The sequence below is a fragment of the Pedobacter ghigonis genome, assembly GCF_903166585.1.
GTDB lineage: Bacteria > Bacteroidota > Bacteroidia > Sphingobacteriales > Sphingobacteriaceae > Pedobacter > Pedobacter ghigonis.
On sequence record NZ_CAESCM010000005.1, the window covers coordinates 151,547 to 171,493 of the forward strand.

16 protein-coding genes, 1 tRNA gene and 1 pseudogene are annotated in these 19,947 nt (G+C 39.8%); 5 read left to right on the forward strand and 13 right to left on the reverse strand.

Annotated elements, in window-relative coordinates; translation table 11 throughout:
• Positions 1–41 precede the first annotated feature (41 nt).
• Complete coding sequence (locus tag HWV58_RS09745) at positions 42–1,319, reverse strand: type IX secretion system plug protein (protein ID WP_175633927.1); 1,278 nt, start codon at positions 1,317–1,319, stop codon at positions 42–44.
• Positions 1,320–1,657: 338 nt separating this feature from the next.
• Complete coding sequence (locus HWV58_RS09750; RefSeq protein WP_175633928.1) at positions 1,658–3,565, reverse strand: ABC-F family ATP-binding cassette domain-containing protein; 1,908 nt, start codon at positions 3,563–3,565, stop codon at positions 1,658–1,660.
• 335 nt (positions 3,566–3,900) lie between these two features.
• On the opposite strand from HWV58_RS09750, the gene nudK reads away from it, so the two are divergent.
• Positions 3,901–4,485 (forward strand): GDP-mannose pyrophosphatase NudK, encoded by a 585-nt coding sequence (gene nudK / locus HWV58_RS09755; RefSeq protein ID WP_175633929.1) that lies wholly within the window; start codon positions 3,901–3,903, stop codon positions 4,483–4,485.
• Positions 4,486–6,964: 2,479 nt separating this feature from the next.
• Here nudK and HWV58_RS24655 read toward each other — a convergent pair.
• A pseudogene (locus HWV58_RS24655) lies at positions 6,965–7,606 on the reverse strand (AsmA family protein); the annotation flags it as partial.
• 126 nt (positions 7,607–7,732) lie between these two features.
• Between HWV58_RS24655 and HWV58_RS09765 the strand changes: the two are divergent.
• The 3 genes from HWV58_RS09765 to HWV58_RS09775 all read left to right on the forward strand — a co-directional run bounded on the left by HWV58_RS09765 (position 7,733) and on the right by HWV58_RS09775 (position 10,137).
• On the forward strand, positions 7,733–8,143 hold the full coding sequence (locus HWV58_RS09765; protein ID WP_124560158.1) for an Rrf2 family transcriptional regulator: 411 nt from the start codon (positions 7,733–7,735) through the stop codon (positions 8,141–8,143).
• A gap of 190 nt (positions 8,144–8,333) precedes the next feature.
• A complete protein-coding gene (locus HWV58_RS09770; protein WP_175633931.1) occupies positions 8,334–8,984 on the forward strand; it encodes an NAD(P)-dependent oxidoreductase in 651 nt (216 codons plus the stop codon).
• 106 nt (positions 8,985–9,090) lie between these two features.
• Positions 9,091–10,137, forward strand: a complete 1,047-nt coding sequence (locus HWV58_RS09775; RefSeq protein ID WP_175633932.1) for a quinone-dependent dihydroorotate dehydrogenase — start codon at positions 9,091–9,093, stop codon at positions 10,135–10,137.
• A gap of 62 nt (positions 10,138–10,199) precedes the next feature.
• On the opposite strand, the gene HWV58_RS09780 is transcribed toward HWV58_RS09775, so the two are convergent.
• The 6 genes from HWV58_RS09780 to HWV58_RS09805 form a co-directional block, all read right to left on the reverse strand.
• The gene (locus tag HWV58_RS09780; protein WP_175633933.1) at positions 10,200–10,847 is read right to left on the reverse strand and encodes an NAD-dependent epimerase/dehydratase family protein; all 648 of its coding nucleotides are present in this window, start codon (positions 10,845–10,847) and stop codon (positions 10,200–10,202) included.
• A 32-nt stretch (positions 10,848–10,879) separates the two neighbouring features.
• Entirely contained in the window at positions 10,880–11,353 is a 474-nt protein-coding gene (locus HWV58_RS09785) for a hypothetical protein (protein ID WP_175633934.1), read from the reverse strand.
• A gap of 42 nt (positions 11,354–11,395) precedes the next feature.
• Positions 11,396–12,061 carry a DNA alkylation repair protein gene (locus HWV58_RS09790; RefSeq protein WP_175633935.1) on the reverse strand — a complete coding sequence of 222 codons (666 nt, stop codon included), beginning with the start codon at positions 12,059–12,061 and terminating at the stop codon, positions 11,396–11,398.
• Positions 12,062–12,342: 281 nt separating this feature from the next.
• Positions 12,343–12,513 (reverse strand): hypothetical protein, encoded by a 171-nt coding sequence (locus tag HWV58_RS09795; RefSeq protein ID WP_029275070.1) that lies wholly within the window; start codon positions 12,511–12,513, stop codon positions 12,343–12,345.
• A gap of 33 nt (positions 12,514–12,546) precedes the next feature.
• A tRNA-Cys gene (locus tag HWV58_RS09800) sits at positions 12,547–12,620 on the reverse strand.
• 69 nt (positions 12,621–12,689) lie between these two features.
• Complete coding sequence (locus HWV58_RS09805) at positions 12,690–13,436, reverse strand: TrmH family RNA methyltransferase (protein WP_175633936.1); 747 nt, start codon at positions 13,434–13,436, stop codon at positions 12,690–12,692.
• 11 nt (positions 13,437–13,447) lie between these two features.
• Between HWV58_RS09805 and tamL the strand changes: the two genes are divergently transcribed.
• Positions 13,448–15,850 (forward strand): translocation and assembly module lipoprotein TamL, encoded by a 2,403-nt coding sequence (gene tamL / locus HWV58_RS09810; RefSeq protein WP_235972691.1) that lies wholly within the window; start codon positions 13,448–13,450, stop codon positions 15,848–15,850.
• On the opposite strand, the gene HWV58_RS09815 is transcribed toward tamL, so the two are convergent.
• From HWV58_RS09815 to HWV58_RS09830, 4 genes are all read right to left on the reverse strand, one after another.
• Positions 15,851–16,426: a 2'-5' RNA ligase family protein gene (locus HWV58_RS09815; RefSeq protein ID WP_175633938.1), complete on the reverse strand. Its 576-nt coding sequence runs from the start codon at positions 16,424–16,426 to the stop codon at positions 15,851–15,853.
• 156 nt (positions 16,427–16,582) lie between these two features.
• Positions 16,583–17,113, reverse strand: coding sequence for a hypothetical protein (locus tag HWV58_RS09820; protein ID WP_175633939.1), 531 nt, complete (start codon positions 17,111–17,113; stop codon positions 16,583–16,585).
• Positions 17,110–19,407: a patatin-like phospholipase family protein gene (locus HWV58_RS09825; RefSeq protein ID WP_235972692.1), complete on the reverse strand. Its 2,298-nt coding sequence runs from the start codon at positions 19,405–19,407 to the stop codon at positions 17,110–17,112. Before HWV58_RS09825 ends, HWV58_RS09820 begins: the two co-directional genes overlap by 4 nt.
• 47 nt (positions 19,408–19,454) lie before the next feature.
• Positions 19,455–19,928: a TspO/MBR family protein gene (locus HWV58_RS09830; protein ID WP_175633940.1), complete on the reverse strand. Its 474-nt coding sequence runs from the start codon at positions 19,926–19,928 to the stop codon at positions 19,455–19,457.
• Between the last annotated feature and the right edge of the window lie 19 nt (positions 19,929–19,947).

The following is a 19,947-nucleotide window of genomic DNA, read 5'->3' on the forward strand; positions in this document are numbered from 1 at the left end:
AAAGTCAAGTTGACAATTAATGTGTAAACGACGGTTTTGATTTATCTTCTGTCGCCAACCTTATTGCTGAGGTTGGTAAAACCTACCAGGGTATCCCAACGGGCACCCGGACGGCGGTAATACACAAAAATCTGGTAGCTGTTTTCTGTTTGGAAGAAAGCGCCTTCAAAGGGTTTGGTTTCCATCAAGTTGGTATCTTTGTTAAACCAGGCAAATTCGTAATCGTATAAGCCTTGTTTAAGCATAATGTTGCCATAAAACTGTTTGCGGCTGGCATCGTACAAGAGCTTGTTTTCGTTGCTCATGGTGTAATTATTAAAACGGCCTACTACGTAAGCATCGCCATCAGGACTGGGTGCAGCTGCATTTAGCGTAAACAGAACACCCATGTATTCGGCTTCTGTTTTATCATCACGGCCATCGGTATTGCGGATAAAGAAGTTGCCGTTTTCATCGAACTGGTTGCCAAAGGCACCAACGCTCCGTGGCGCATCCTGAAAAAGCATTACGTTTACCGATTCTTTATCACGGTAGATATCTTTCACATTATCGGCTTTGTACCTTAAGCTCCGGGTATCGAATTTCCTGAATTCGTTATCGCCCCAAAAATCGTTGGTATTTAAATCGTTATACACCAATTGATTTGGGCGTACAAAAGATGGCCTCGAATTCGACTGAATAGTATTGGCATTAAAGTTCTGCATCACCACCGCTTTTAAATCCTGGTAGGGGTTTGGGATTGGGAAGGCATGGTTAACCGTGAAGTTGATTTTTTGCTTGTTGTTGCGAAATTCTACCTGTAAGGAGTTGGTTATTTCGGCTGCTATGGCAACCTGACTATCTAACACATAGAATCGCTGCGAAATTACGGGCTTGTTTTTATCGCCATCCAAATAAACCTTTAGTACATAATTACCTCCAATTTTGGGCTGAATTTGTGTGTTGGGCAGGCTAATTTCGTAATGGGTATATTTTCTGGCAGTATTAGAAGAATAGCGGTAATTGATAATCCGGTCGTCGTTAAAGCTGCCTAGATAATCGATAGTAGAGATTGGTGAAGGTTTCCACTCAGCAGTACAATGCTCAATGGTGTACCAGTAATTTTTAGTGCCCGCCAGTAAATCGTCAAAAGAAAAAGTAATCGTTTCTGACGAATTGAGCATAATAACAGGCAAGCTCTGCTCTTTATTGCTGTTATAACACAGCACAGTTTTAATGTTGGGAAGGTAAATTTTGTTTTCGCTGGTAAACGTTTTATCGTTTTGGGCAAAGGTGAGTGTCGGAATGAAGAAAAGTAGTACAGCGATTAGTTTTTGCATGGATAAAGCTACATAGTATTCGGCAGAGATAAAAAGAAATTTTGTTTTGTGCTTAGTGCAGCCACGGATGCGACAGCTCAATTTATGACGACAACTTTAAAATGCCACGGATGCACGGAAGCGACAGTGTACTTTCCGTCATGCTGATCAGGTAGCTATCGGATTTGTTTCAGCATCTCTTTAATAGTGATAGACCCTGAAATAAATTCAGGATTACGAGCACTATGATAACCACAAAAAGCATTCCTTGTAAATCAGCGCCTCAGTGGCTTGAATTACCTGACCGCACAGCAAAAAAAAAGCCGCAGGTTTATCTGCGGCTTCATTATGAATTGTAGTTACCCTTCCAGCTCCATAATTTCGGTAGCAAGGGTTTCCCATTTGGTTTGACTGTTATCTAAATCCTGTTTTGCGGCCAGATAACGTTTATTTGCTTCAGCCAGTTTATCGGCATTGCTGTAAACATTTTCATCGGCTAGTTCCGTTTCGATGTTTTTAACCGTTGTTTCCAGTTCAGCAATTAGTGCTTCGATTTTTTTCAGTTCATCATTCAGCTTTTTTAACTGATTGGCTGTATTTGGGCTGGCAGGTTTTGGTGCTTCCTTGGGTTTATCGGGCATTTTAACCGGAATAGGTTTCGATGCCGGAATTACACGTTTGCTGTTCCATTCTTCGTATTCCTCGTAGGTGCCAGGATATTGTTTGATTTTCTCGTTCTCAATAAACCAGATTTTGTTGGCTACGTTATCCAGGAAATACCTGTCGTGAGATACCGCAATAAAAGTACCTTCAAACTGATCTAATGCCTGAATCAGAATATTAACCGACTGGATATCCAGGTGGTTGGTAGGCTCATCCAGAATCAGGAAGTTCGAATCGGTAGTTAGCGATTTGGCCAGGGCTACACGCGATTTTTCACCTCCCGATAGTACCTTGATTTTCTTGAAAACATCATCGCCGGTAAACAAGAAGCAGCCTAAAATACTACGTAGTTCCGTATCACTATGTTTAGGTGCAAAAGCCTGTAGCTCTTCTAAAATCGAATTGCCTAAATGCAATGATTCTAACTGGTGCTGGGCAAAGAAAGTGGTAGAAACGTTATGACCGGTTTCGCAGAAACCTTCAAATTTTTCAGTACCGGCAATCATCCGTAGTAAGGTCGATTTACCTTTACCGTTTGCACCAATCAATGCAATTTTATCGCCCTTTTCAATCACAGCTTCTGCATCTTCCAGAATATGGACATTGGGGTAATGCTTGGTAGCATGCTCAATGCGCACTACGTGCCTGCCCGATGGTTTTGTAAATTTAAAAGCGAAATTAACAGTTGGGTTTTCGTCGTCTACATCCTCCACACGTTCCATTCTGTCTAAAGCTTTCATGCGCGATTGCGCCATCTTCGCTTTAGATGCTTTGGCCTTGAAACGCTCAATTAAGCGTTCTTCCTGTTTAATTTTAGCCTGCTGGTTTTTAAATTCGCCTTTTTGTATCTCACCGCGCAGTGCTTTTTCTTCTACATAAAAGCTGTAGTTACCTGCATAAACGGTTAATTTTCCTTTGCGCGATTCAACCGTACGGTTTACAATCTTATCTAAGAAATACCTGTCGTGCGATACAATTACAATGGCACCTTCAAAACCCATTAAATAGTTTTCTAACCACTTGATAGAGGGTAAGTCCATGTGGTTGGTTGGCTCATCGAGTAATAAGATATCCGGATCTTGTAAAAGGATTTTCGCCAGCATTACCCGCATCCGCCAACCTCCTGAGAAGGTATTTAACGGACGAAGCTGATCGGCTGTGCTAAAACCCAAACCGGCCAGGATTTCGTTGGCCCTGTATTCGATGTTGTAACCATCTAAAGCCTCAAATTCCTGTTGTTTATCACTCAGTTTATATAGAACCTCTTCACTGTAATCAGTTTCGATTTTTTTAAGCAATTCTTCAATTTCATCGTGCAGCTGGTTCTGGCGCTCAAAAGCCTCCATGGCCACGTGCAAAATGCTATGGTGCGAATCGTAAGAAAGTAAATCCTGGTTCAGGTAACCTATTTTCAGGTCTTTCGACATCGAAATAGTACCCGAACTTGGGGCATACTCGCCTACAATTAATTTTAAAAGTGTCGATTTTCCTGTTCCGTTAGCGCCAATCAAGCCCGCTCTGTCGCCCGGTTTAATGTGCCAGTTGGCATCATCGTATAAGGCTCTCGATCCTATCAGGAATGTTAAATTATTTATTGAAATCATTTCGGCTGCAAAAGTACGAATTTTAAAAGGCTTTTTTAAACCTGGTGCTCAAATAGAAACGATTGTACTTTTTAAAACGGCTTGCCCATGCGTTCATTTTAGCAGGGTATGCTGTTAAATAGACCCTATAGAACGGAAAGCCCGAAGCGGGAAGGGCTTTGTCGCGGGCGGACTTGAAGTGATAGCGGGACGGACGTTAAAAAAGCAACTGTATCTGCTTTTCACAACAGTAAGGTTGAGCTTTAAAGCAAGCGACAACGAATATGATATATTTATTACCCTGGCACTTAACGAGCATCGCTGGTAAAATGTATTTTTGGACTACAGACCATAATATGAGCAACGAAAACATTCAGATAATCAGTAAAGAAATCCTTTCGGATAATTGGTATACTTTAAACAAAATAACTTTCGAGTACCGTAAAAAAGACGGTAGCATTGAGGTTCAAAACCGTGAAGCTTACGACAGGGGAAACGGGGCAACAATTTTGCTTTATAACAAGGGACAGCAAACGGTTATTTTAACCAGACAATTTCGTTTGCCGACTTATATTAACGGCAATGATGATGGTATGCTGATTGAAACCTGTGCTGGTTTATTGGATAAGGACAACCCGGAGACGGCAATAAAGCGCGAAACGGAAGAAGAAACGGGTTACCAGATTAGAGAGGTTAAAAAGGTATTCGAAGCTTATATGTCGCCGGGTTCGGTAACCGAAATCCTGTATTTCTTTGTGGCCGAATACACCAAAGATATGAAAGTTAGCGCCGGCGGAGGCCATCACGAAGAGCAAGAAAATATTGAGGTTTTAGAAACAAGCTTTAATGAAGCACTGAATATGATTACTACCGGCGAAATAAAGGATGGCAAAACGATTATGCTTTTACAGTATGCACAGATTAACCACTTGTTGGATTAATGATCATTGCTGTTGGCTTTAACCAACAGCAATGATCAATTTATTTCCCTTCAGAACTTTCTTCGAGTTTTCCTTCTTTATTTCTTTTCAGTTTAACAATCGGCTTTTCCTGCGTACCGGTAATGCTTAGCGGGATACCAAATAAACCAAAAGGGGGTAGGCCTAAGCGTCCGCTTAAATTTAAACGCCCGTCAAAACTTACCTGACCTTCAAAGCGCGGCCTGAAACCGGCAACCTTCATTTTAGTTTGTTCGATGGTAATGATATTGTTTTTGATGGTCGATTTTACCTGTACATCGGATAAATCGGGGTTAGTTAAGCTGTCTCTTTTGGTAGCCTTACTCACTGCGTTCATCATTTTAAAACCCATTAAGCTTACCTTTTTTAGATTTAAAACACCACCACCTTTCAGGGATGGGAATACAGGGAACATCTGGTCGTTTAACTTCCCTGAAAGCTGATAATCTAAACCTACAATACCTTTAACTTTCGATGCTGAGCTGGCCATTTCTCTAAATAATTTAATTTCTTTATAAGCTCTGGCAATGTCGAATTCTTTAGCTGTTAGGTGAAAATCAAATAAACCACTCTTCAGACTTGTGCTTTTATACGAAGCATCCATTCCTACCTGTGCGCCGGCAATGTTAAAACCGGTTTGTTGTAAGGTTAGTGCGCCGTTGTTAATGCGCATGGTTCCCTTTGCGTTTTTGATATTAAGGCCGTTGTATTTTACCTCGCTGGCATTGGCCGAAAAAGTAACATTCATGTTATGGGGAATCAGGATTACCCCATTTGAGGTAGTCGGATTGTTGGCTGCACCGGCTGAGTAAACCATAAATTCGTCGGCTAAAATTTGTTTACTGGTCAGCTTAAAATTACCTTCCAGTTTAGCTTTATCATTTAAAACATAGTTGATTACATTATTCAGGCTGCCATTCAGTTTAAAATCAGATTGGCCATAAGTGGCATTAAATTCATCAAAATTCATCTTGTCCTGACGGAAAGAAAATACTCCGTTTTTGATTAAAAAACTTTTGGGGAATAAATCAGACTGGATATTCAGGTCTTTAATACTCATGGTGCCCTTGTTTTGCAGTTTGCTGTACCTGCCTGCCATGGCATCGCGCTGTAAGCCTTTAAAGGAAACGTTGGCGAAAATAACTCCATTAACCTGATAACCTTTAACAGCAAAAAGCTTGTACATTTTGCCGATATCAATCGTGCCTTTCGAAGAAACGTTGTAGGCAATATTCTCGAAATTGTGCACATCAGCCTTCAGCATAAAAGGCTGTCCAGCCATTTGAAAGGCAATGGGTTTAATGTTCAGTTTGGTGTTTTTTAGTGTTCCGTCGTTGTTAATCAGGTCGGCATCAATTTCAATCTGTTCTAAAGGCTGGTCGAAACCTGGCGTTTTAATGCGGCCATTATTTAATTTGATACTGGCTGTAGTAACCGGGAAAAGATTTTTTATTTTATTGTACGGACCTTTACTTTGCAGGTCGATATGCATGATACCACTTAATTCGTAACCTTTAACCGGATAAAAGTTTTTGATATCGGCAAAGTTGATCAGCGATTTCAGCTGGATATCTACCGGCATGTCTGCTGCGGTTTGCAGCTTCGCAAAACCGCTGATGTAATTGTTGAGCGCCTGGATATCGATGTTTTCGATCGCCAGTTTCGTGGTTTTGTAGTCGCCATCGGTATTAGAACCATTAATATTGAAGTTAATTTTATCAATAGCAGCAGGCAGGGCAGGGTATTTGAAATAGCCACCCACCAAACTGGCTTTTAATGAAAATTTGGGTACGGTAGCAACAACGGTATCAACCTGCCTGATGCCCGAACGCTGTACCTTTTTAGTGTATTTCCCGTCAGCTTTCAGATTGATATTTAAGCGGCCTTTAAGCTGCAGATCGTCCATATTCACCACTTTGGCCCATTTGGCTAAATCGATATTGGAACGGGTGTCGGTATAAATTTCTGGTGCCGATAAACCTTTAATTTTGGTAACCGAAGCTACATAGTCTTTCCCTACGTTAAAATAAAGGCTATCCATATCAATTAACAGGCTATCCGGATTAAGGCTGGGTAATTTGGTTTTAAGATTTAAAAACAGGTTACTGATGGGCTCAGGAGCATTAGGGTTTGAAATGTTACCCTCGCGCACCTTCATGTTAAAAGCAAGCGTAGGCATGGTATGCGATGCAGCCAGGTATTTTCCAATCAGTGAGGCATTGATTTCAGCATAGCCTTTAATTTTGGTTTTTTCCAGCCTGTCAGCAATTTCAGCAGGTAAGGCGGTGAAAATATTTTGCAGATCAGTTTCTTTTGCGTTGGTTCTGAAATCAATATCATAGCCATCCTTTAAAAAAGAGAAATGACCGACAAAGCGGATGGGCAAAGAGTTAATCATCAGGTTGTTTTCGTCAAAAATCAAATTCAACGAGTTGGTATTTACCTTGGTGATAAGCCTGGCGTTTATTTTTTTCTTTAACAGGTAAGGTGTATTGGCATAATAAACGTCCATTTGATCGATCGAAAGATTACTCTTCAAATCAAAAATGGCATTGCTTAAATCACCTTTTCCGGTATAATTGAGGCCTTGTGTACGGATAATCATCGGGATAGACTTATCGCTGTAGGTAAGGTTACTGTTGTTGATAAAAATGCCTTCAATTTTTATGGCTGTTGCACTTTCTTCTTTCGGTGTATCGTTTTCTTTTTTGCTTTCGTAAACGTTGTAATTGGCATGGCCCTTTTCATCGGTAAGGATGTTTATGCGCGCATCATCGAGGTAAAACTCATCGATTTTAACCTGTTTGGAAAATATCGAAAGCAGGTTAATGCCAAGCGCCAGTTTTTTGGTGTAAATAAGCGTATCCTGCTCGAAGGGGGCCGATCCTTTCAGTAAAAACTCGTTTAAGTTTAAGGTTAACGAAGGAAAATGGTTGAAAAAAGAAATATCGGTACTTTGAAACTTTACTTCGCCTTTTATGTTTTTATTAATGATTTGGGTAATCTCTTTATTAATGGTTTGTGGGATTAAATAAGGAATAATAAATAAAAGCGCCAATAATGCCGCAAGCGTTATGGCCGAGATTTTTAAGAACTTTTTCAAGATATTAATATAAAGGGAGTTTCGGTTGCAAAGATACGTTTTAGATGAATTAGGAATAAAGATTTAACATTTTTTGTTTTACTGAATTTTTTGATACCTTTGTTCTGTAATAATAAAAGTTACAGTATGAATAGCAGTCATTTTTCCATATCGCTTCACATTTTAACGCTCCTTGATAAGGTGAACGGGCAGCTATTGAATTCTGAATACATTGCCGGAAGCATTAATTGTAATCCTGTTTTGGTACGTAAAGAGCTGGCCAACCTGCATAAACATGGCTTTGTGCAAAGTAAAGAAGGGAAGGGGGGCGGTTCTACCCTGGCTAAAAAACCTGCTGATATTAATTTAGGTGAAGTGTACAAGGCCGTTAAACAAAAGGGCTTGCTCGGCGAAAGCAAGAATGAACCCAATCCAGATTGCCCGGTAGGAAAACAAATTACCAAACAGTTAACACAGTTGTATAGCGATGCCGAAAACGCACTGATTAAAGATCTTTCGTTAAAAACCTTAAAAGATTTTAGTATGGGATTTGATTAAAAAAATTTGGACATAACTGTAATAAAAAATGTTTCAGTTTTCAGTTGCTACTTTCCAGTTGGATCGGGCCATTGACTATGAACCATCAACTACAAACCATTAACCAATAAACAAAATAATAAACAATAAGCAGAGCGGAAGATTTCCGAAAATCAATGTAATCAACCCATCTGCGTAATCATTTAATAATATGAAAGTAGCATTAATAGGAGCCTCAGGATTTGTAGGCAAAGCAATTTTAAACGAATTGGTAAACCGTGGAAATGAAGTAACAGCCATTGCCCGCGATACGGACAAGATCGAAAGTTCGGATGAAAAAGTAACCAAAGTAGCTGTTGATGTACTGGATACCGAAAAATTAGCTGCAGCTTTAAGCGGTGCCGATGCAGTAGTAAGTGCATTTAATGCCGGCTGGACAAACCCTAACCTGTACAACGATACCGTTAAAGGTGCCGAAGCCATTCAGGCTGCGGTTAAAGCCTCGGGTGTTAAACGTTATATTTTTATTGGTGGGGCAGGTACCTTGCAGATTGATGGACACCAGATTGTAGATGGTCCGAATTTTCCGGCGGAATTTAAGCCCGGAGCATCGGCAGTGCGCGATTATTTCAATACGCTAAAACAAGAAACCGAACTAGACTGGTTATTTTTTAGTCCGGCTATAGAAATGCACCAGGGGATTACCACAGGTCGCACCGGTAAATACCGTTTAGGTAAAACAAGTCCGGTGTTTAACGAAGCTGGCCGCTCTATTCTTTCGGTAGAAGATCTGGCCATTGTAATTGTGGATGAGCTGGAAAATAACGCGCATCACCAGGAGCAGTTTACAGCAGCGTACTAAGGGAGGGATGATGTAAGATGGGAGATGTAGGATGGGAGATGGAGAACATTTCTTCTTCCATCTTCCATATTTTTTACATTTTCCATATTTTACTTATCTTCGTGGCATGTATCGCTTAATTAAACCAATATTCTTCAAGTTTGACCCCGAAAATGTACATTATTTTGTAGTAAAGCGGTTAAAATGGTTTAATGATAAATTTCCTTTAGGCAAAACCATCATTCGCAGCAGCTTTGATTTTAATGTTAAAGGTCTTGAACGTGAGGTTTTTGGGATTAAATTCCGGAATCCTGTTGGTTTAGCTGCCGGATTTGATAAAAATGGCGAATACGTAGAACCCTTAAGTAATTTGGGTTTTGGTTTTATTGAAGTGGGAACGGTAACCCCGATGCCACAACCCGGAAACGATAAGCCGCGGATGTTCCGTTTGCCGAATGATGAAGCTTTGATTAACCGCATGGGTTTCAACAATAAAGGAGTAGATGTGATGGCTGAGCGTTTACGTTTGCTAAAAGATAAACATCCTGATATTGTTGTAGGAGGTAACATTGGTAAAAATAAAGCCACGCCAAACGAAGATGCAGTTAGTGATTACATTAAATGTTTCGACAGGCTTTTTGATGTGGTAGATTATTTTGTGGTGAATGTAAGCTCGCCTAATACACCGGGCCTGCGCGAATTGCAGGAGAAAGAGCCATTAAAAAATATCCTCAATACTTTGCAGCAGCGCAATCATAAAAACAATATTTCGCGTCCGATACTACTGAAAATTGCACCAGATTTAACCGATGCTCAACTGGACGATATTATAGAAATCGTTGCTGAAACCAAAATTGCCGGAATTATTGCCACCAATACGACTATTAGTCGCGAAAACCTGGCTACAGAGCAAGTTTTGGCTGGAGAAACCGGCGGTTTGAGTGGTAAACCTGTAAAAGTTCGCTCAACTGAGGTAATCAGATATCTTTCAGAAAAATCAAATAAAGCTTTCCCGATTATTGGGGTAGGAGGTATTCATTCGGCTAAAGATGCACAAGAGAAACTGGATGCAGGTGCCAGCCTGGTTCAGTTATACACTGGTTTTATTTACGAAGGACCTGGGCTCATTAAAAGTATTTGTAAAGCATTGGTAAATGTTAAAGCGTTAAGTTAATCGCAGGGTAACTTACCCCCGCTTACATACTTTAGAACGAAATCAAAAAAACATTTTTGCTTTCAAAAATCTGCTAATATTTTAATATCACTGATTTCAAGTACCTGTTTGGAATAACCTTTTTCTACTGCGTTTATCATGGCTTTGCCAACCTGCTTAAGGGTTAGCGATTGCCTGGGTAGTAATAACGGAAACAGGAAAATAAGCGGCTTAAAAATAGCTTTTACATTTTTCTGTTGTTTAAAGGGTTTCATAAAGCCCGGGCGGAAATTGTATTGTGCTTTAAACGGTAGTTTCATTAACGCATTCTCTGTTTTTCCTTTTACACGTGCCCACATTACTTTGCCTTTTTCTGTACTGTCGGTATGGCCGCCCGAAACAAAATTAAAAACCATTGCTGGGTTAAGCTGAAGCAACTTTTCGGCAAAAGCCAGAGTGGTATCGTAAGTAATGAAATGATATTGTTCCTCTTTCATGCCAACCGAGCTGATTCCTGCACAGTAAAAACAGGCATCATAATCGGTTAGCTGGTCTTCAAATCCATCCAGTTTCATGAAATCAGCTATAAGAAGTTCTTTTAATTTAGGGTGCTGTATATCGTAATGCCTGCGGTTTATAATTAATACCTCTTTTATCGCATTATTTTCTAAACATTCGAACAGAACGCCTTCGCCTACCATTCCGGTGGCACCTGTAATAATTACTTTCATTTTTGTAGCAGATAGTTTTATGCTGTTAACTGTCAGTTTTTTTTCTTTTTCTCGCGCTTTTGGACTGAAATTGATTTAACAATGGTTTGCCCGTGCTTTATTTGTTTTTTGTCCTTGACTTTTGCTTCGGCATTGAGGTATCCCTCGTTCATCAGATTTTGGATGTAGGCCTGAGGGAAACTATTTTTATCTGCTACCAAAATATAACGGTATTGATTCCCTTTTCCTAAAAGAATGTTGTTGGGATCAGTAAGTTCGCTGCCCCAATAAAACCCGAAGTGAATATTTTTACTCGTTCTTCCAACTGCAATTGAGCAGAATGTGTGCCCAACCTTATCTGTTGGCGACCATCCAAAGGCTACTGCATTATAATTATCGTAAATCAGCTCATTGGTTTGCGGGTAAAGTTCCCAAACAAAATTGCGTAGCCACATTACCAGTGTGGTAATATCTTCACCAAATGGCTTTAAAAATATTAGCAGGTCTTTAGTTTGTTCTTTACTCATGCCTTTAAGTATTAGTTGTATTTACGAGGCTGTAGTACAATTTTATCCCTGTCGTCGCACCATCTCATTAATCCATATTGGAGCAAAGGGAGAGGTGCAGCCTTTTGAAACCGGGTAATCGCGGTAAATGCCCAGCTTTTCACCTATCGCTAACGCGCGTTCGCGGTAAGCAGGATGATTAATGCCGGTTTGTGCTAAAGCGGTATTCATGGTCCACTGAACTTCTGGTGCTTCATTAGACATTTCGCTTTCAATGCGGGTAAGGATAGCAGCAATGTCGATCCCTTCTGGCGCTCTGGCAATGCGGCCACTGGTTAAACTCCAGCCGGCACGGGCCAGCATCTTATCGCCCGAGTTCATCCATTTTTGGCGGAATTGCTCTTTGTCAGGATATTCTTTAACTACGTAATTATAAAACCAGTCGGCTGCCCAGGCAAATTGTTCTGATGCAACCATTTTCTCTATTTCAACTGCGGATAATTCCTTTGGATTAAGAATCAAAATGGCCAGCATCCTTGCATCTATGTTTTCGGTTTCCCAAAGTTCGAGTGCCAGGGCGTGGTTGGTTTTAATCTTTTTGGCGAGGGTTCTGATATCGCCCATTTTTACACCATAAAGATTTTCGCGTGCGCCATTTTTAATGTGTTGTTTGCGTACTTTTTCGTCGGCAAGAGATTCGAGCTGTTTTAATATTTCTTTAAGGTTCATGTTCAGTGAAAATGCTGGTCTTATAAAGTTAAGATTTTTAACACTGAATGGGCAGGAAAAGCGAAGAAACTATTAGGGATACGGTATTGGCGGAGTGGATAAAGATCAATACAAATGATATGCAATAACCATATAAGAATTGTAAGGCCATTAAAGCTTAAATGAGCTGATATGGCTTACATGGTTAATAATAATTGGTGTTACCATACATTAGAAAATATAAAGCACAAAAAAAGCATCCTTTGATCAGAAGGATGCTTTAAATTTTTTGTTTCTAAAAACTATTTTGCCAAAGCAGCTAAAACAGCATTGTTTTTAGCTAATTGATCGTTTTTAGGTTGTGCAGAACGGCTTCCTAACTCGATGTTAGTTGCTCTTTTTAAAAATGCTACCTCTTGGTGAGCTGTATTTTTATTTCTTCTGTCTTTTCTTTTTAATCTGGTAACTGCCATGGTATTAACCTTTTATTATTTTATTTGTACAAATGGAGGTCGAGAGCGGATTCGAACCGCTGTAGAAGGTTTTGCAGACCTCTGCCTAGCCACTCGGCCACTCGACCTTAAATTCAAGGCTGCAAAAATAGCAATTATTAGTTAGCCCGCAAATATTATCTTAAATATTATCCATTTTAATTCCGAACTCGCACTAATTCAGCACAAAAGATTGCAGCACTCACGGCTACATTTAGCGATTCGGCTTCGCCAACACGTGGTATAGTTACCGGTTTGCTTATCTTTTGGATTACTTCGGCTGATATTCCCTTGCCTTCGTTGCCCAAAACAATCAATCCCTCATTGCCCCATTGGGTGTGGTAAATCGATTCGCCATCTAACAAAGCACCAAAAATAGGTAAAGTATTATTAGCTAATAATGCGGGCAGATCTTCTTCGTAAATATTTACTCTGGCCAGCGAGCCCATGGTAGCCTGTACTGTTTTGGGGTTAAAAACCTCTACACAGTCTTTTGAGCAAATGATATTGTTGAAGCCAAACCAATCGGCCGTACGGATAATGGTGCCCATGTTACCCGGATCCTGAACACCGTCTAAAACCAAAGTAAACTGTTTTTTTAAATCGTTGCTGTTTAGCGTCTTGTTTTTGGGGATATGAACGAGCGCTAAAAAACCTTGCGGGGTTTGCAGCGTACTAATCTTGTCTAATTCAGCGTTGTTTACTTCAAATAAGTTTATATTTGCGGGTAATTTGGGTAACAAATTGTATTGTTCGCTGTTATAAAATATAGTATGAATGTGGTAGCTTGACCGGAAAAACTCCTGGATGGATTTTATGCCTTCAACAATAAATAAACCATGTTCTTTACGGTACTTTTTTTGATGTAACGACTTTATAAAACTAATCTGTGATTTTGAAAGCATACCAATACTTAATGAATTTTAAACTGAAAAGTACTGCAATATTACTATTTATTATTCTTTTAATTCAAGCCTGTTCATCAACCAGGTACATTCCCGACTACCAATCGATTGTTAAAAAGGTAAGAATAGATAGCGTTGACGCCAAATTTGAAGAGCAGGCATACAATTACGTTCAGAAAGATATCAGGCCGGCATCCAAGCTGAGTATTAATGTACCTCTGTACAATTTGTTCAATACCAAAGATGGTCGCTATAAAACCAACGACATTAAACCTTTTGGTTCTCCGCCTGCAATTCTAGACAGTACCCTGGTTGAAATTTCGAGAACACAGATTCAAAAATTTTTAAAAAGTAAAGGGTATCGTCAGGCTGAGGTTAATGCCGCCATTAATGTGGCCAATAAAAAAGCCGAAATTGTATTCAGCGCTAAACCAGGGCCAGCCTATGTTATCCAAAGCATAAGCGATTCTATTCCCAATGTTAATATCAGAAATCTCTACGAATCGAATAAAGCAAAAATTACCCATTTGCATAAAGGCATGCAGTATGATGAAGATTCGTTAACCTACGAAAGAGAGCAAATTTACCGGATCATGAAAGAAAACGGCTATTTCTATTTCTTAAGGCCTTACGTAACTTTCGATGTTTTTGGAGCCGAACCCAGTTCTAAAACCAATAAAATCGATTTGAATTTAAATGTAGCCGATCCGGATAATGGTAGTCATAAGCAGTTTAACATTGGTTATACGCACATGATTATTGCGCCAAACCCTGATGGATTTCCTGATTCGGTAAGGTATAAACTCAGTAAGGATACGCTAAACGGGATTATTTTTACCGATTTTTCTAAGCGGTACAGAAGAAATCCGATTGTAAGGTACGATTTTCTTAAACAAGGTGACCTGTACGACATACGCAACGAAAACCTCACTTACGACCGTTTGTACGAGCTGAATGTTTTTAAAAATGTTAAAATAGATTATTTCAGGAGAGACAGTACTTCTAATAAAATCAATACGGTAATTCAGCTTATTCCCCAAAAGGTAATGAGCAACCGGGTAGAGGGAGAGGTGCCCTTCAACGGCGGAACGGTTGGCTTTACCATTGGAAATACCTATACCAATAACAATATTTTCAGGGGTGCCGAAAGGTTCGAACTTCAGGTTAAAGGTGGTTTACAGTCCCGTATTGGCAACGGCGCTAAGGTTTTCAGCGATATTTACCAGCGCGATTTCTCAATTAGTGCCAGTATTTCGGTGCCAAGGTTAATGATTCCGTTCTATAATCCGGTTTTAGGAGGCAATGGAATGCCGCATACCACTTTTGCCACCAGTTACATTTATGCTTTGCAAAAAGACGTTTCTGTGCGGAGAATTTTCATCAATTCGATTACTTACGATTGGTTTGAAACCAAATCTAAACTGCACTCATTTACGCCCTTAAATTTTGAGTACCGCTTTGGAAATCTTGATCCAAATGTTGATTCCGCTACGGTAATCAATAATATTTACTATTCAACGCTATTAAACCGGAAGGATTTAACCTTAGGTATGAAATATACCTACACGCTAAATGCCGATAAGCTAAATCAATACCGCACATTTGTGTATTTAAGGGCAGGAATGGATATTGCGGGGAACTTGTTGCAAGGAGTATCCAGGTTAACGGGTGCTAAGCACGATCCGGCCAATGGCGATCCTGCGAAGATTTTAGGTTTGCCATTTAACCAATATATGCGGCCAGAAGTAGATATTAGATGGTATAAACATCTTGGAGGAGACCGGCAGTTTATTGCGCGTTTAAATACCGGAGTAGCCTATGCTTATGGTAACTCTGTACTAAATGGTATTCCTTTCGAAAAGCAGTTTTTTGCAGGAGGATCGAACGGGATCAGGGCCTGGCAGGCCAGAACTTTAGGCCCGGGCAATTATAATAGAGAGGTAATTGCAAGCAATGAATTGCGCAAGGCATTTTTCGGACTGGATCAATTGGGAACCATGCGGATTGAAACCAACTTTGAATACCGGTTTACCGTTGCCCGAAACTTTTTTGGTGCCACCTTAAAGGGAGCAGCCTTTCTGGATGCGGGTAACGTGTGGAGTATTCGCAAAAACGAGTCAATCAGCGCCGGAGTTCCGGAATTGGATGAACTAACCATCTTTAGGTTAAATAAACTGGCTAAACAAATTGCAATTGGCACAGGGGTTGGCTTACGCTATGATGTGCAATATTTTGTTTTCAGGTTTGATGTTGGTTTGAAACTAAAAGATCCACAGTTTACCGGATCGGAGCAATGGGTAATTGGTAAATTTTTATCGGGTGCCCGCGATTTTAAAAACGCATATAACTTAACCCATGCTCCCGATACTTACCGCTTTTTACAATATAACTTTGGGATCGGTATGCCGTTCTAATTAATCGAACAGGCTAGGTATTTTAGGCTTATCGGCAACATTTTGAAAGGCAAATTCCCTATAGGGCTGCCACCTTTTATCTATGTGTTTGTAAACTGAAAAGGAAGAAACCTGAAATTCCCTTTTTAATTTGCGGTCTTTAAAATCGGTTAAAATCTCCTTAAAAACCGGAGGTTTCAGATCCCTGAAAGCCAGGGTTAAATGCGGGTTAAACTTATTGCTGTCTTTTTTATCCAGGAGCTTTAACGGGACTAATTCTTTTCTGATTTGTTTTTCGAGGTTCATGATACCCTCATTTCGTTCCACATCGATATAAAAAGTATGTTCGGGAAAAGCATTAAAGTTTTTTAAAACCTGGTTAAAGGGACTAATGAAAGAAGCTGCTTCTAGCGCATTGAAAAACCTTTTTTCTGCTTCTTGTGATGACAGTTTTACCGGGGGATATAGCGTAATGTGTGCCGGACGTTTTAACGATTCGTGTACATTAAATTTATCCGAAATATAATTCCTGATCTCATCAATATCTTCTACAACAGATACCGGAGGCACTAAACATACTAAAAAAAGATTTTCCATAGCGGTAAATTTACTAAAAAAATTAGTAAAAAACCAAGCAATGGATAATGTCGTTAGAAACGACTGCTTATTAATACGCTCGTTAGAAACAAGTGTAAGAATGTTTAAGGGATTGTAAATAACTGTCAGCTGGTAACAGCTGACAGCATGGATTTATCAAATCAGGTTCTTTAAACCATCAAAAATACTTTCGAAAAAAGTAGAAAGGTTGAGGCCATTGCTGTGGTTAAAATACACAAATATTAAAAAGGCGATCACCACAAAAATGATGAGCTTGCGGAAAGCGAAGGCGATAATAATCAGCGCAATGGGGATAATGAAAAGCCACAAGCTGCTAATGGCGTAGGGGCTTAAATCACTATCTTTTTTAATTACATAAACAAGTTTGCTATGGGTGCCAGAATCGTTTTGATGTTTAATGTAAACAAAGGTCGATTTATCAATGGGGAGAGGTAGTACAGCTATCCCATCATTAAACTTTAAAACCTGAGTAAAGCCACTTACGCTAAAGGTATAAATGCCATTAATGTTTTCGTTGGGGTTATTTAACGAATCGGCGGCTATAATGGCCAGTTTGTTGTTTTTGAGCAGATTTTCTTTAACCAGAAAATTATTGATGGCAGCGGTTTGCGCCTGGCCTAAAAAACCAATTAAACATAAGGAAAGCAAGAGTAAGATTCGTTTCATTCGATAGAACGTTTATTGTAAATTAAATAACCGATATGCAATAATACACCATTTCTTTTAACTGCATCATTATATAAATTATAACTTAAACTTACAGGCCCCAATGGAGAGTGATATACCAGGCCCGCAGTGCCCGCATAACGGACTTTTGTAATGGCCTTTGCATATTCTACATCCTGAAAACCGTTCAGTACGTATTCTTTATGGGGTAAAAATAAATATCCTTCTAATCTAAAATCAAGATTTTTTTTCACATTGTAGATATTTTTAATGCCGCCTGCAGCATAAGTTTTAGCCCTGAATTTATCAAGGAATAACGAGCGGCTATCTTGCAGCGGATAAAATGCGGGAGCAACCAACAGCGTAGAATAATAGTTGCTGAACAAAGGCTGGTTGGAAATTACCCCTTCAACGATATAACCAAGTGTATATTTTTTGAGGTGAAGGAAGTAATTTTCCTGTCGTAGCTTAATGCTGCCCCAATGGTGAAGCTGGCTGCTGCCTGGTATTTTAACAAAACCTGGTGTGTTGCGAAGTATATTACCTGGATTATAGTTTTCGCGCCCGGTGGTGTAATTAAAGCTGAGTGAGAAGCTTTGTCCGTTGGTGGCATATTGTTTTCGGTTAAGCGAGTTTTTCTCGAAATTTAAAGAGCCCCTGAAACCGTTAAAGGTGGTTTGATCTAACAAATCGCCAACTGCAAAAGTATTGTTGGGGCTATACCTGTCGTTATTGTTGATGAAGGTAGAATGCAGTACAATTTTGGTGTTGTAATTTAAGGGCATACCCACCATTAAATCAATTTTGCGGTCTGATTGCTCGATGTAAATCGGGCGTGGGTTTTCGATAAAAATCTGACTGGTGTTGTAGTAGTTCCAGTGGTTGTAAGTAAGTTCTCCGGCTAAAAATAAGGGTAGTTTTGTTGGGTAATCTACGCGGCCGTTAACCTGTACCGATTCGTAAAAGCGTCCTGAATAAAAACTGGTTCCAAACGTGTACGATTTACGGTTGAGGTAATTATACTCTGCACCGAGAAAAACATTGCTGATGGGCCTTGTTGAAATGTTACCTCCCAATTCGAGTTTGAAGCTCTTTTTAGGTTGAGCCACGACTTCGAAAGTGTAACTATCTGTTGCAGGCTGATAGGAAATTTTGGGATACACCGTTTCAAAAGTCTGATCGGCTACCAGTTTGTAGTAACCGCGTTTAATGTCTTTTAAATCGAAGGTAGCTTTGTCGCTTTTAAAAAGCCGCTCCACGTATTTTTTTTGCTGGTTATTTACACCCGAAACAATGATGTTGCTAAATTTCAGGTCTGGCTTTCTGGCATTAAATTTTTCTCTCCGTCTGGCCAGTTCTTCATCGTTTACTCGGCGACTAATTAATGCTTTAATGCGTGGCATATCGGCCATGGTGGCATCGTAACCTTTTTTAATCAGTTCTGCTACCGGTGCAAAATTGGTTACGCTATAACCGGCCAAATTAGGTTGAATATAAACACCGTTTTTACCAATCATGGTCGAATCCGATTTAGACAGGAACATATACACCAAAAACCGGTTCATTAAGCGATCGTCGATATTTTTTGGGTATTCGTTATAGGTTTTAGAAGATACATTGGCACCGATTACAAAGTCGGGTTTAAAATCCCTTTCCATCACATCGGCGGGGAAGTTGTTGTATAATCCACCATCAAACACATACTTGCCATCCAATTTAATGGGCCGGTATATAATGGGCACGGTCATAGTTGCCCTTACGGCTTCTGCCAAACTGCCTTTATTAACCGTGATGCTTTTTTGCGAAAGTACATCGGCAACCATACAGCGGTAAGGAACAAAGAGGTTGTCGAAATTATCTTTAGAAACTGCCGAAGCCTGCGAAAACAGCTCAAGAAAGGCAAAATTCAAAGGAATATCGTTAATCAGGTTAGAACGGAAACTAAAATGAAAGCCGGTATCGATAGCTACTTTTGCCGTTAGCATCGATGCATTTGGAGCCCTTTTTTGAAAGTAAAAAGTATAATCGCTGGTATAACGGCCGTTTACCCAGTTCTGAAAATCATTACTGAGGGCAATCTCTTCTATTTGCGAGGGACTATAGCCCGAAGCATACATAGCACCTACAATGCCACCCATCGAAGTTCCGGTGATGTAATCGATGGGGATATGGTTTTCTTCAAGTGCCTTTAGCGTACCGATATGCGCGAGGCCTTTGGCCCCCCCGCCACTAAACACAAGACCAACCTTTTGCGCAAGTAATTGGTTACAGCACAGTACGAAGAGTATCAGCAAAAATCGTTTAAAAGTTACCACACCTAAAAATAGGGTTTTCTTTTAAATTAATTCAATATGAGGATGTTGTAGGTTAAAAATGATGCAAAACTTACCCAAAGGATATAAGGAATAAAAATCAGGCCTGCCCATTTGTCTATTTTGTAAAATGTAAGGGCGTTTATCACAATAACGATGAGCAGCAAAATAATTTCGGCCAGGGCAAAACCAATTTCATGCAGGTAAAAGAAAATGAACGACCAGGCCAGGTTTAAGATCAGCTGGATAAAGTATATAGCTACTGTGCGGGGAAAATGTAGAATGCGATCGCGTTTTATCCACACCAGGTATGCGGCAATGCCAATGAGGATGTAAAGTGTAGTCCAAACGGGGGCAAAGAGCCAGTTTGGTGGATTAAATGAAGGTTTGTTTAGTGTTGGATACCAGGTTTTAACTGATTGTGCTGTTGCCCAACCACCTAAAGCACCAACGCCTAAGGTAATGGCTATATTAATGATGAAAGCAAGAGGTTTAAATTTCATGGGATAATTTTCAGTTTAA

Coding starts and splice junctions, on each gene's coding strand:
- HWV58_RS09785 (WP_175633934.1), bottom strand. CDS start 11,353: ATGAGTAAAGAACAAACTAAAGACCTGCTAATATTTTTAAAGCCATTT.
- nudK (WP_175633929.1), top strand. CDS start 3,901: ATGAGCAACGAAAACATTCAGATAATCAGTAAAGAAATCCTTTCGGAT.
- HWV58_RS09820 (WP_175633939.1), bottom strand. CDS start 17,113: ATGAAACGAATCTTACTCTTGCTTTCCTTATGTTTAATTGGTTTTTTA.
- HWV58_RS09770 (WP_175633931.1), top strand. CDS start 8,334: ATGAAAGTAGCATTAATAGGAGCCTCAGGATTTGTAGGCAAAGCAATT.
- HWV58_RS09805 (WP_175633936.1), bottom strand. CDS start 13,436: ATGCTTTCAAAATCACAGATTAGTTTTATAAAGTCGTTACATCAAAAA.
- HWV58_RS09750 (WP_175633928.1), bottom strand. CDS start 3,565: ATGATTTCAATAAATAATTTAACATTCCTGATAGGATCGAGAGCCTTA.
- HWV58_RS09745 (WP_175633927.1), bottom strand. CDS start 1,319: ATGCAAAAACTAATCGCTGTACTACTTTTCTTCATTCCGACACTCACC.
- HWV58_RS09765 (WP_124560158.1), top strand. CDS start 7,733: ATGAATAGCAGTCATTTTTCCATATCGCTTCACATTTTAACGCTCCTT.
- HWV58_RS09790 (WP_175633935.1), bottom strand. CDS start 12,061: ATGAACCTTAAAGAAATATTAAAACAGCTCGAATCTCTTGCCGACGAA.
- HWV58_RS09780 (WP_175633933.1), bottom strand. CDS start 10,847: ATGAAAGTAATTATTACAGGTGCCACCGGAATGGTAGGCGAAGGCGTT.
- HWV58_RS09815 (WP_175633938.1), bottom strand. CDS start 16,426: ATGGAAAATCTTTTTTTAGTATGTTTAGTGCCTCCGGTATCTGTTGTA.
- HWV58_RS09775 (WP_175633932.1), top strand. CDS start 9,091: ATGTATCGCTTAATTAAACCAATATTCTTCAAGTTTGACCCCGAAAAT.
- tamL (WP_235972691.1), top strand. CDS start 13,448: ATGAATTTTAAACTGAAAAGTACTGCAATATTACTATTTATTATTCTT.
- HWV58_RS09795 (WP_029275070.1), bottom strand. CDS start 12,513: ATGGCAGTTACCAGATTAAAAAGAAAAGACAGAAGAAATAAAAATACA.
- HWV58_RS09830 (WP_175633940.1), bottom strand. CDS start 19,928: ATGAAATTTAAACCTCTTGCTTTCATCATTAATATAGCCATTACCTTA.